The sequence below is a fragment of the Clostridium sp. CM039 genome (assembly GCF_055081075.1).
Genome location: NZ_CM143649.1, coordinates 2,190,188 through 2,201,924 on the forward strand (window position 1 = coordinate 2,190,188; position 11,737 = coordinate 2,201,924).

Below are 11,737 nucleotides of genomic sequence, written 5' to 3' on the forward strand. Positions count from 1 at the left end.
CTAATTACTATAATTGGAGATCCGTTCAATCATTCTTTCTATTTCAGCTTTTTCAAAAATATCTATTCCTTTTACTTCATCCTGATTAACTAAACTTAATCCACTCTGCCCAAATTCTAAAGCCTTTACAATATCTTTTTTAATATAAAGTTCATATGCCATTTGTATTCGAAAACCACCAATACTTTTATCATTTAAAAGTACTTGTGAAATTTGTGTATATATTTCTTTTGATTTGTTGATATCTTTTTTAATATAACAATAAGAATATAAAATTTCACACATTACATCTAGCCTTACATCCTTAGTATATTCATCAATATTTTCTTCAATTATACCTATACATACTTGGGCTTTATCAAAATTTCCACTATCTAGGTAATAATAAAAATAATATAAGCTTATATATTCGTGAAAGCTTTTATCACTAAATATATTTCGATTATTTAGTACTTTAAAATTTATATCCCTTGGTCTAATACCACAAAAAAGTTGCAATGATATTACCATTTCCATTAAATCAATATCATTGGAATCTGATGGGTTTATTATAGTCAATACATTTGAGCCATCTGTTTTCATTCCATTAACTTTACTTGGTATAACATTTTTAATTAAATTAAATTCACTAATAATTAATAAAAAACAAAAAAATATTTTTATGAAAATATTATTCATGTTAGGTACCTTATAAATTATCAAAAATAAATATGCAATTATAAATATAAAGTTCAAACCTATGCCTCCAAGATAATATATTAATAACTCTTTAAATAATTTACTAAAAGTCTTGGGATACATCATACACGAACCTAATAACCCATAATTGCCAGTGATTTGAAAAATGACTTTTTGATTTTGATTTCTTATTTCAAACGGAAAAATAGTAAAAGAATAGAATTTAAATCCAACTAATTTTCCAGCTATAAAGTGACCTAATTCATGAATTATTATATCGATATAAATACAACTTAATAATAAAACTAATAATATTAATATACTGTATTTGTGAACACTTTCAATATCAATAGATAAGTTTTTAATTTTACATAACGCTGTTAATATTATTAATATATCTATACCTACAAAAAATGAAACAAGACCCATTATTTTTTTATTACTTATATTCATAATATGAAATCTCCACATGGCAACCTAATATATATTAATTTTATATTTTTCTTTTTAATTATCATATACACCTTCTTAAATTTTATATAAATATTATTATACTCCAATTTTTAGTAATATATATATCAGTTTGCCTTTTTATCAAAAATTGTGCTATAGAAAACCACCCCTACTGCAACACCAACTGCAACAGAAATATTTCTTGCTAAACTTATATTTGATGGTCTGAAAAAATAGTCAAACAAAAAATTAAAAAAACAAAGTGACACTGAAAACTTTATACAAGTAATTACTTTTCCTTTTGTGACTTTCATATAAATCATCTCCTTATAATTTTAAAACTATACTTTTTATATCTCACATTGTGTATAATCGAGCTTCAACATTAATATTTTGTTATGCACTATTAAGTGTACCAAGATACAATGTTAAAGCTCGTAATACTTATTTTTTTACTATATTATAAAATTTATATTGATAACCAACCGTTTCCTGGTTTTGAATCATGATTATCTAAGTATTTTGCAACAGTGTTTCCAATATCAGCGGCATTTATTGCAAAATCTACTGCACGACCAAGGCCACCTGCTAGTGCTCCAGCACCAATAGAAAGTAATTTGGTTTTAATACTCCTATTAAATATTTTTTTTGCCTCACTAAATCCTACCTTTCTAATATATGATGAGATAGCTCCTACTCCAACTCCACCAACAGCAAGACCTATTGCTGTATTAAAAGCTGCTCCAGCTACCCAAACTGGCATAACATCAACTCCTAACCATCCCCCATCAACATACTCCATCTCATCTCTCTCAACCTCAACATAACTACTTGGCATTCTTAAAACCATTTCACTCATTTTTTAATCCCCTTCCCATTATTATAATATTTTAACTGTTTACTACAATTAATAATTACATTAAATTGCAGTATTTATATCAAAGGCACTTGCTGACACCTAAAATAGCTAATTAAGTTTTATTCCAATCTGTTCCATGAAGTACTTCATATAAGTTATTTTTTCATACTTAACTCTAGTTTCCGTAACCATACCTAGTGTAATGTTAACCTTTTCTCCTTTTTTATCTGCAAGGTAATTTTTATCAAGTTTTACTTTAGCCTTGAAATATACATTCCCTTTTTCGCTATCTATAGTAGCATCTGCATCTATATTCAAAACCTTTCCCTTAATAGTGCCATACTCTGCTTGGTTTAATCCCGCTACAGCAACTGCAACTTCGTCACCTATATGTATCCGCGGCCTTTCATTTGAAGGCAGTAAAGTTTCTATCATTAATTCCTCTTCCTTACCAGTTATGCTTCCAAGTACATTTCCAGCTTGCAAAACCATTCCTTTTGTGATCGTAGCACTTAAATGAATCTTACCATCCTTTGGCGCAACAACTTTGTATTCTTTTGCACTCTTTCCCAGGGCAACTTTTTGAATTTCAAGTTTATCTTTCTCAAGTTCTAGCTGCGTTCTTTCAGTAGTGAATTGTAAAATCGTATCGTAGTAATTTCCATCTAATTTTATTTTTTGTGTCTTTTTATAATCTTTTATCTGATCATCTGTACCACCCTGCTTTTTTAAAGCCTCTTCATCTACTATGAATTCTTTTCTTTTTATGTAGCCGTTTCTTAATTTGTTATAAAACTCTTTTTCATCATCATATTTTTCAAATGTATTTGTTTGGTTAGTGGCATCATTTTCTGCCCTTATAAGTAATGCTATTCTCTTATTAAGCAGTACAATTTGATCCTCTGCTTGTCCTGATTGCAAATTGGACTCTACTGGATTTAAGGTAAAAAGTACATCCCCAGCTTTTACTTCTTTACCTTCTAATGCATTTACATTGACTACTGCTCCAGATACAGCCACCATAATTTGCGACTTATTTTCTGTAGTCACTATTCCTTCTTCATTTTTATCCACAAAAACCGTGTAGCTGTCACCTTTTAATTTCATATCATTTTCAAAAGCGAATAGTCCTAATTTTGAATAAGCATACTGAAGATTTTCTTCTTTTTCAGTAAATCTTGCAAACAAGCAATTTGTTACCCTTATTTGATTCTTTAATTGATAGGGTTTTTCTATATTATGGATTGAATTTTTTAGCTGTATCATAAGCTTTATTGTTATTTTAGCCTGTCCATTTTCATCACCCTCCACAAATGAGTAATTAATCATTGGACCCACTTCAGAATTCCCCTTTGACTTTATATAACTATCCATCATATATGCAATCTAATTGTAAATAACTAGCTTAGCGTTGTAAGTTTACGCCTTGCTAGCACTACCCATTATAGGAATTCAATATTTTTTGAAATGGAAACTTGGAAAAGATGAAAAATAATATAAGAGGATTAAGAAAACAACTTGGATTTAGACAGGAGGACATAGCAACTGCGCTTGGTGTTACAAGGCAAACCGTTAATGCGATTGAAAATGAAAAGTATAATCCTACTCTGGAATTAGCTATGAACCTTGCTAAACTATTAAACACTACGGTAGAAAAATTATTTATACTTGAAAGTTAAAAAGAAAAATAAATCTAATATAAAAAACAAATGTAATTTATTAGACAAAAAACTACGTGATTACAGCCCTATAAAGTAAAATAATTACATTTACGGGAGCGTAGGGCGTGTAAATTATTTTGTGTATACTCTTTCTATAGGCAAAAAATTAATCCATTATTTTTTTGTAAAATAATGCTATTTAAAGTCGATTAAAGTTTTTTATCTATAATCACTATACAGTATATTATTGCTCCAATGTTTTGCCTATCCCGCCAAAAGGTATATTAGGGGACAAAATATATTATTAATATGTATTTTGGGTGTTTTGAATAAAGTGCTTAAAAAACCACATTGTGGAAATATCATCCACGATGTGGCTCATTTTTGCACGTATGTCTGCTGTACCCGCTTTTAAGTGGATAGAACGCTAATAACCGTCTTTTTGCTGCTTTTGAACATATCATACCACCCTATCTTGAGTTTAATCTTACTAATTATAATTTCTCTTTAACTTTGTTAAATCTAAGTGCTATTTTTCTATCTGTACGTATTGTTGGATATAGTAATAAAAACCCACCAAACGTAGCTATAGATTCAAGCAAAGAACCGATTCCAAAAAATCCGAATGCAGCTATTAAAACTATTATATATCCAAGAGATGCGTATAATGCATCTCTAACAAAAATTCTCTTTGCTAAAGATTTATCTAAATAAAATAAATAACACTTTCTATAATTAGTAATTAAAAACCATACAAACACATAAATTGAAATAAATACAATAATTCCTCTTAGTAATTTAATATCAATCTGTTGTATTTGTGTTATACCCATCCCCAAACCCGCAAATACAAAAAGTGAACTCATCCCAATAGTTGTTACTTTACCCATTCCTTCAATATTTTGTTTTTCTGCTTCAAATATTATTTCAACTTCCATGTTTTCTTTTTTTATAATTATATGTATTTTTGCTTTTTTATACATTTTACATTCCAAATATATATTAATAATTAGTAATGAGGCTAATACGACTTGTTGAATAATATACTTTGATGATAAAAATTGAAAAGTAAATTGAAAAGTAACATAACATGATGCAACTCTTATAAACCAATCGATTATTGCCTCTATTTTAAATATTTTATATTCTTCTTTGTTATCAGTAGCTAGTATAAATGATGTAACTACTAAAAATACAAATGGTGACAATACCCACATTACTTCTATTCTTAAATTACTTTGTAATGCTATTTTGTTGTATGAATATATAAATGCAAATGCAAAATTACTTATATAACTCATTAAATTTAATAGCATTAATAGCTTAACAGACTTTTTCATTTAATCTACTCCCATTTTTATAATTAGTTTTTTTGACATAGGTATTTAGATGTATCTCAATAATTTTTGTTTATCATAACTAATACAAAAGTAATAAAATCCTCTTAGATTAAAGTCGAAGTGTTAATTACTAATTTTTTTATGCAGCCTTAATTATTAGCAAACTTTAAAAGTCAACCCTGTTGGAAAACCTGTATTAATAGCAATACCTTGATTTTTAATTACTGCATTAACACATGCCCATGCAAATTGAGTAGCATTCGCAGCTAATAATGCTCCAGTAATCCATCCTGCTCCTGGAATAGTTGCTGCCATAGTACCTGCTATACTATATATGCCAGCTGTTATAACAGGTATAGAAGCTGCTGAAACACCAGCACAACCTATCGACATAACTACACCTTTAACTTGTGTTGGATTTAGGTATACGCCTCCATCTATATATTCCATTTCTTCTCTATCAATACCAACGTAACTAACTGGTAATTCTAAACTCATTATCATTGTATATTTCCCCCCTAAATTATATATTACATTTTTCTACTAAATACAAGTTATTGTTTTGCTACATAATATAAGCATTTTACACTTCGACTTTAATCTAAGAAGACTTTAGTATACTTTGTCTGAGTATTTATTGGTTAATTTACATAATATAATTACCTTTTGATTTATTACACGAAAACTAAGTAAGTTTTATCCCAATTTGTTCCATAAAGTATTTCATATAAGTTATTTTTTCATACTTAACTCTTGTCTCTGTAACCATACCTAGTGTAAGGTTAAACTTTTCTCCCTTTTTATCTGCAAGGTAATTTTTATCAAGTTTTACTTTAACCTTGAAATATACATTCCCTTTTTCGCTATCTATAGTAGCATCTCCATCTATATTTAAAACCTTTCCCTTAATAGTGCCATACTCTGCTTGGTTTAATCCCGCTACAGCAACTGCAACTTCGTCACCTTCGTGTATCCTTGGCCTTTCACTAGATGGTAGTAAAGTTTCTATTATTAATTCTTCTTTATTGTTAGTTATGCTACCCAGTACATTTCCAGCTTGCAGCACCATTCCCTTTGTGACAGTGGTACTTAAATGTAGTTTACCATCCTTTGGTGCAACAACTTTATATTCTTTTGCACTTTTTCCTAGGGCGACCTTTTGAACTTCAAGTTTATCTCTCTCGAGTTCTAGCTGCGTTCTTTCAGTAGTGAATTGTAAAATCGTATCGTAGTAATTTCCATCCAATTTAATTTTTTGTGTCCTTTTATATTCTTTTATCTCATCATCTGTAGCTCCCCGTTTTTTTAAAGCCTCTTCGTCTACTACAAATTCTTTTCTTTTTATGTAGCCGTTTCTTAATTTGTTATAAAACTCTTTTTCATCATCATATTTTTCAAATGTATTTGTTTGGTTAGTAGCATCATTTTCTGCCCTTATAAGTAATGCTATTCTCTTATTAAACAGTACAATTTGATCCTCTGCTTGTCCTGATTGCAGATTTGGTTCTACTGGATTTAAGGTGAAAAGTACATCCCCAGCTTTTACTTCCTTACCTTCTAATGCACTTACATCTACTATTGAACCAGATACAGCAGCCATAATCTGCGACTTATTTTCTGTAGTTACTATTCCTTGGCCTTTTACCATATAAGTTTTAGCTGATTTATTTGCCCATACCAAAAACATTACTAAAAGTACTGTAACTAGCGCAATTATGTATATCATGAATTTGGGAGGATTTTTATCATAAAGAACCCTACTGTCAGTTAATTCGTTTAGATTATATACCTTCAAGCTCATCTACTCCTTGTTTTAGCTCCATAAATACATCTGCCACAATTCCTTCTTCATTTTTACCTACGAAAACCGTGTAGCTATCGCCTCTTAATTTCATATCATTTTCGAAGGCGAATAATCCTAATTTTGAATAAGCATACTGAAGATTTTCTTCTTTTTCAGTAAACCTTGCAAACAAGCAATTTGTTACTCTTATTTGATTCTTTAATTCATAAGGTTTTTCTATATTATGGATTGAATTTTTTAGCTGTATCATAAGCTTTATTGTTATTTTAGCCTGCCCATTTTCATCACCCTCCACAAATGAATAATTAATCATTGGACCCACTGTAGAATTCCCCTTTGACTTTATATAACTATCCATCATATATGTAATTTTGTTTATATCTATAAGTTCGTTTTGACTCACTTCTCTTATAAGTACATTGTTTAATTTCAGGATTTTATTTTCTTTTACTACTATTTTTTCAGTTATACTCATACTCTTCACCATCCTTAGTAACTTTTTTAGTATCTAATGTTTCATCATTTGTTTCTTTTTCAATATCCTTTACTATTATAGTCTCATCTAATTTTTCTATTTCTCCAACTTGACTTATATAAAGCCTGTAATAATATCCTTTTTCATTTAAAAGTTCATCATGGCTTCCCTGCTCCACTACATTTCCCTTATCCATAACATAAATTATGTCGCAATTTCTTATGGTGGAGAGTCTATGTGCGATAATTAGCATTGTCGTATTCTTACCTTTTACAAAGAGAGTATTGTATATTTTTGCTTCACTTATAAAGTCCAAATTACTTGTAGCTTCATCCAGTATTAAAAAGTTAGCTTTCTTTATAAATGCTCTGGCAAGAGCTATCCTCTGCCTTTCACCTCCTGATAAGCCTCCGCCTGCTTCCTCTAAAAATGTATCATATTTACCTGGAAGCTTTTCTATAAATGAGCTACATCCTGCACTTTCGCAGGCAACCTTAATATCCTCATAGGTGAAACTTTCTTTACCGAGTGTTACATTTTCTTTTATATTACCAGAGAACAATTCTATATTTTGAGGTACATAGGCTATTTGCCTTCTTAAATCATATAAATCAAGCTCTTCTATATCATAGCCAGCTATATTTATATTACCTTCCTCTGGTGAGTAGTATTTTAAAAGCAGCTTCGATATGGTACTTTTCCCACTACCAGACTCACCAACTAAAGCAACCTTTTTCCCCGCTGGTATTTTTATACTTAGATTCTTTAAAACAGGTACTCTACTGCCATACCTAAAGGTAATATTGTTGAGTTCTATATCGCCACTTATTTTATCTATTTTAATTTTGTCTTCTTCATCCTCATTCTGTTCTTTTTCTACTTCATATATCTCTGATATTCTCTTAAGAGATATTCCTGCCTCTTGTATACTAAGCTGAAGACCTACTAGTCTTCCTATTGGTCCCATAAAATAACTTGATAATGAAGTAAACGCCATTAAACTTCCCAAAGTAGTTTTCCCGTCTATTACCATTGTTGCTCCCAAAAACATAAGCACTAAATTTCCTATAGTTGATATTGCTGAGGATATTGAGCCTTGTATATTAGAGAGTACTCCCGTTTTGAACCCAATTCTAAGATTTTTTACATACTCACTTTCTAACTTTTCTAAAGACTTTTCTTCAGCTGCATTAACCTTTATTGTTTCTATTCCTTTTAAACTTTCAATAATATGGCTACTTAGCCTTGCTTCTGACTCCATTTGCGCAAGATTAATTATTTTGTATGGTCTTTTAAATATATATATAAGTGCTGCACTAACAATTGTAAGAATCAAAACAACTATAAACAACGTTTGATTCATTATATATAGTACTACTGCAGAAACTAACGCTAAGGTAACATCCATAATCAGTGACAATGAAACGGATGTTAATATATCTTGTATAGTAGTAGCATCCCTAAATCTCGTGAGAATATCTCCTACCTTTCTTGATGCAAAAAATTTCATAGGCAATTTGTATACATGTCTGAAATACCCTAACAATAATGAAATACTAATTTTCTGTGATAAATATAAAAGCATTTGTTGCCTTATAGCAGATATTAATATCTGAGTTATGCCAATTACTAAAAATCCTATGGTAAAAGTTATAAGTTGATTTTTTAAACTATATGGAAGAATTTCATCCATCAAAATTTTGTTGAAAAACGAAGACGCAATTCCAAGCATTGTTAATATTACAGAAGCTATTATGGTATATATGAATAAAGATTTTTGTGGCAAAAGTATACTTACAAACTTTAAAAGCATACTCTCTTTTTTATCTTTTTTTACGCTAAACTCATGGTTTGGTATAAGTAAAAGAAGCACTCCATCAAATTCTTTAAAAAATTCATCGATAGTTTTTTTAATTACACCTTTTGCAGGATCGAGTATTGTAACATTGTCCTTTTTTATCTTATGAACTATTACAAAGTGACTAAGACCATCCTTTGTAATTAGGTGAGCTATTACTGGCAATGTGTACTTACTCACAAAGCCTTCCTTATCAACTCTAATGGCTTTAGTATCAAATCCAAGTTTTTTAGCACCATCTTCTAACCCCTTAAGAGTTGTCCCTTTAATATCCGTACCTAAAATGTCTCTAAGTTTTGTTATTGTAATTTCCTTTTTATAATACATACATGCAGTAGCAAGACATGCTGCTGCACAATCAGTTGCATCCAGTTGTTTAACTAAATATCTTTTGTACCCCAATTATTTATCCCCTTTATTAGAAATTATAAATAGTTTTTTTCTTCACTAAAATTTCGACCGAAATGTTTGCTCAACTAGAATGATACATTTCAAACTAATAAGAGTAAATACTTATTCCTTGAACAGGTCGATTCATGCATTTTATTGAATTTTTTATATAAATATACTGTTTAATGCAATTTTTGTTCAGTTAAAGGATAATCTATTGATATTTCCTTTATAATATTCCAAAGTATTATTACTACAAAATATACAAAAATATATAAGGATGAATAGAAATGAATGTATCTAAAATGTTTAGCACTAAAATATCAAATCACATAAAAAAAGTATTACCTGATAAAACAGAAGAAGATTTAGAAATCATTCAATATGGAATAGAAGTCTTGTTTATGAACCTCACCAAATTTCCTATTATTTTAGGTGTAGGATATCTATTAGGTATATTAAAATATACTGTGTGTACTTTAATAATATTTAGCATTGTAAGGGGTTTTGCCTCAGGAATTCATGCTCGCCATAGTTATACTTGCCTAATATCTACTATGGTGACTATATTGGGTTCAGTGTATTTGTCTTTATATTTAAATATAACCATAATAACTAGACTAATATGTTTTTTACTAATTATGTACATATACTTTAAGTATGCACCAGCCGATACTGAAGAAAAACCTTATTTAGATCCTTTAATCAGGAAGAATCTAAAGTTAAAAAGTATACTTATAGCAATTATTTATTTTATTATTTCTATAAGTGTGGATGATACTTTTTTTTCTAATATATTTATTTATGTTCTATATATCGAAGGAATTCTTATATCACCACTTACTTATAAATTACTTAATAGGAGGTATAATAATTATGAATACTACCGCTAAATTGTCTAGAATTATAGCAACTAAAATTAGTGATCTATCTACTAAAATAGCACATACATCTACACAAGCATGTTTATGTATAACTTTAGAAGAACCTAAAATGCCTAAAGCATTATTAAATAAAACTAAAGCTAAGTAAATTATTACTTAGCTTTAGTTTCAATACATAAATCTTGTATAAACATATGATTTTCAATATGTGTATTTAGTAGAACATTAGGGTACTTTTCATTTATTATATTCCTTACATTACTTAAACCTATTCCTCTATTCTCACCTTTAGATGAATAGCCTTTTTGATATATGTTATTTATATTTACTTTATCATTATAACTATTTAATATTGTTATATTTAATGGACCATCTTGAACAATAGATATAGCTATAATTTTTTCATCACATTTTTTTACAGCCTCTCGAGCATTATCAAGAAGTATTCCTATTATTCTACATAAATCAAATGTATCAACATATAATACCTCTATATCATTTAAAATTTCCAACGATATATTTATACCGTCTTTTACTATTTGTGACATTTTAGCTGCCAATAACCCTTTAAATCCAGGTTCTTTAATTTTTTTCAGTTTAAAATAGTCATAAATATTATGTTGATTAAATATTTCTTTTGAAAAATGTTTTCTTAATCCATCAAAATCATTATTTTCAATATATCCATTCATCATAAAAATAATATTATTATAGTCATGTTTAAACTTTGCTATATCATCTACTAAACTTTCAGTAATTTCTGAATATAATTTTAATCTATCATATTCTTTTTCTTTAATTTGCATCATTCTAATTTGTTTATTTAATGTGTAATTTATTATCAGGAAAATTTTAGCGATAACCAAAGAACAAATTACAATAATAAGAACTCCAAATATTTTTTTATTAAAATATTCATTAAAATGTTGATTAATCAATGAATAATTAAATAATAGCATGATTGTCATCCCAATAAAAAAAATAATATTTATTATTGCACTATTAATAATAACCTCTTTTTTAGTTTTAAATAATTTAGTTATAACCTCTCTAGAATTTATTGTAAAAATAGCGTTAATATAAATTAGAATATTTACAATAAATTTAATCATGTAATTTGTAGATATATCATTTAACGATATTTTAGTACAACTAAGCATAATGATTGTAATTTCTAATTCAGAAATTATAGTTATCAATAAAATAATAAAACTTATTTTAATTAGCTCAAGAATTTTATTATCAATTACATTTATAATAATGATTGTTATAAATATAAAAGTGACCAATATCTTAAATTTATTAAAAAAGCTCCATTTAAGCAAATAATAATAA

General features: G+C 28.3%; 13 protein-coding genes. 3 read left to right on the forward strand and 10 right to left on the reverse strand.

Annotated features, from left to right (window positions below; translation table 11 throughout):
- The 4 genes from ACWJJ2_RS10295 to ACWJJ2_RS10310 all read right to left on the reverse strand — a co-directional run bounded on the left by ACWJJ2_RS10295 (position 1) and on the right by ACWJJ2_RS10310 (position 3,319).
- Entirely contained in the window at positions 1 to 1,131 is a 1,131-nt protein-coding gene (locus tag ACWJJ2_RS10295; RefSeq protein WP_216303198.1) for a site-2 protease family protein, read from the reverse strand.
- A gap of 125 nt (positions 1,132 to 1,256) precedes the next feature.
- On the reverse strand, positions 1,257 to 1,445 hold the full coding sequence (locus ACWJJ2_RS10300) for a hypothetical protein (protein ID WP_216303199.1): 189 nt from the start codon (positions 1,443 to 1,445) through the stop codon (positions 1,257 to 1,259).
- A gap of 155 nt (positions 1,446 to 1,600) precedes the next feature.
- Complete coding sequence (locus tag ACWJJ2_RS10305) at positions 1,601 to 1,990, reverse strand: hypothetical protein (protein WP_462953227.1); 390 nt, start codon at positions 1,988 to 1,990, stop codon at positions 1,601 to 1,603.
- A gap of 108 nt (positions 1,991 to 2,098) precedes the next feature.
- On the reverse strand, positions 2,099 to 3,319 hold the full coding sequence (locus tag ACWJJ2_RS10310) for an HlyD family secretion protein (RefSeq protein WP_253198193.1): 1,221 nt from the start codon (positions 3,317 to 3,319) through the stop codon (positions 2,099 to 2,101).
- A gap of 155 nt (positions 3,320 to 3,474) precedes the next feature.
- Here ACWJJ2_RS10310 and ACWJJ2_RS10315 point away from each other — a divergent pair, with 155 nt between their 5' ends.
- On the forward strand, positions 3,475 to 3,669 hold the full coding sequence (locus tag ACWJJ2_RS10315; protein WP_216303235.1) for a helix-turn-helix transcriptional regulator: 195 nt from the start codon (positions 3,475 to 3,477) through the stop codon (positions 3,667 to 3,669).
- Positions 3,670 to 4,145: 476 nt separating this feature from the next.
- On the opposite strand, the gene ACWJJ2_RS10320 is transcribed toward ACWJJ2_RS10315, so the two are convergent.
- From ACWJJ2_RS10320 to ACWJJ2_RS10340, 5 genes are all read right to left on the reverse strand, one after another.
- A complete protein-coding gene (locus tag ACWJJ2_RS10320; RefSeq protein WP_462953228.1) occupies positions 4,146 to 4,991 on the reverse strand; it encodes a hypothetical protein in 846 nt (281 codons plus the stop codon).
- Between the two features lie 156 nt (positions 4,992 to 5,147).
- Positions 5,148 to 5,495 carry a hypothetical protein gene (locus ACWJJ2_RS10325; protein ID WP_216303202.1) on the reverse strand — a complete coding sequence of 116 codons (348 nt, stop codon included), beginning with the start codon at positions 5,493 to 5,495 and terminating at the stop codon, positions 5,148 to 5,150.
- Between the two features lie 181 nt (positions 5,496 to 5,676).
- Entirely contained in the window at positions 5,677 to 6,786 is a 1,110-nt protein-coding gene (locus ACWJJ2_RS10330; protein WP_462953229.1) for an HlyD family secretion protein, read from the reverse strand.
- Positions 6,773 to 7,270 carry a hypothetical protein gene (locus tag ACWJJ2_RS10335; protein ID WP_216303204.1) on the reverse strand — a complete coding sequence of 166 codons (498 nt, stop codon included), beginning with the start codon at positions 7,268 to 7,270 and terminating at the stop codon, positions 6,773 to 6,775. Before ACWJJ2_RS10335 ends, ACWJJ2_RS10330 begins: the two co-directional genes overlap by 14 nt.
- A complete protein-coding gene (locus ACWJJ2_RS10340; protein ID WP_216303205.1) occupies positions 7,257 to 9,530 on the reverse strand; it encodes a peptidase domain-containing ABC transporter in 2,274 nt (757 codons plus the stop codon). The genes ACWJJ2_RS10335 and ACWJJ2_RS10340 overlap by 14 nt, the downstream gene beginning before the upstream one ends.
- A gap of 278 nt (positions 9,531 to 9,808) precedes the next feature.
- Between ACWJJ2_RS10340 and ACWJJ2_RS10345 the strand changes: the two genes are divergently transcribed.
- Positions 9,809 to 10,411 carry an accessory gene regulator B family protein gene (locus tag ACWJJ2_RS10345; RefSeq protein WP_216303206.1) on the forward strand — a complete coding sequence of 201 codons (603 nt, stop codon included), beginning with the start codon at positions 9,809 to 9,811 and terminating at the stop codon, positions 10,409 to 10,411.
- A complete protein-coding gene (locus ACWJJ2_RS10350) occupies positions 10,395 to 10,550 on the forward strand; it encodes an AgrD family cyclic lactone autoinducer peptide (protein ID WP_216303207.1) in 156 nt (51 codons plus the stop codon). The genes ACWJJ2_RS10345 and ACWJJ2_RS10350 overlap by 17 nt, the downstream gene beginning before the upstream one ends.
- A gap of 4 nt (positions 10,551 to 10,554) precedes the next feature.
- Here ACWJJ2_RS10350 and ACWJJ2_RS10355 read toward each other — a convergent pair whose 3' ends face one another.
- Positions 10,555 to 11,691: a sensor histidine kinase gene (locus tag ACWJJ2_RS10355; protein ID WP_462953230.1), complete on the reverse strand. Its 1,137-nt coding sequence runs from the start codon at positions 11,689 to 11,691 to the stop codon at positions 10,555 to 10,557.
- Positions 11,692 to 11,737: the final 46 nt, after the last annotated feature.

What these genes read in the sequence shown, in the direction of transcription:
- ACWJJ2_RS10295 (WP_216303198.1), bottom strand. Translation starts at nt 1,131, where the DNA reads ATGAATATAAGTAATAAAAAAATAATGGGTCTTGTTTCATTTTTTGTA.
- ACWJJ2_RS10300 (WP_216303199.1), bottom strand. Translation starts at nt 1,445, where the DNA reads ATGAAAGTCACAAAAGGAAAAGTAATTACTTGTATAAAGTTTTCAGTG.
- ACWJJ2_RS10305 (WP_462953227.1), bottom strand. Translation starts at nt 1,990, where the DNA reads ATGAGTGAAATGGTTTTAAGAATGCCAAGTAGTTATGTTGAGGTTGAG.
- ACWJJ2_RS10310 (WP_253198193.1), bottom strand. Translation starts at nt 3,319, where the DNA reads ATGATTAATTACTCATTTGTGGAGGGTGATGAAAATGGACAGGCTAAA.
- ACWJJ2_RS10315 (WP_216303235.1), top strand. Translation starts at nt 3,475, where the DNA reads ATGAAAAATAATATAAGAGGATTAAGAAAACAACTTGGATTTAGACAG.
- ACWJJ2_RS10320 (WP_462953228.1), bottom strand. Translation starts at nt 4,991, where the DNA reads ATGAAAAAGTCTGTTAAGCTATTAATGCTATTAAATTTAATGAGTTAT.
- ACWJJ2_RS10325 (WP_216303202.1), bottom strand. Translation starts at nt 5,495, where the DNA reads ATGATAATGAGTTTAGAATTACCAGTTAGTTACGTTGGTATTGATAGA.
- ACWJJ2_RS10335 (WP_216303204.1), bottom strand. Translation starts at nt 7,270, where the DNA reads ATGAGTATAACTGAAAAAATAGTAGTAAAAGAAAATAAAATCCTGAAA.
- ACWJJ2_RS10345 (WP_216303206.1), top strand. Translation starts at nt 9,809, where the DNA reads ATGAATGTATCTAAAATGTTTAGCACTAAAATATCAAATCACATAAAA.
- ACWJJ2_RS10350 (WP_216303207.1), top strand. Translation starts at nt 10,395, where the DNA reads ATGAATACTACCGCTAAATTGTCTAGAATTATAGCAACTAAAATTAGT.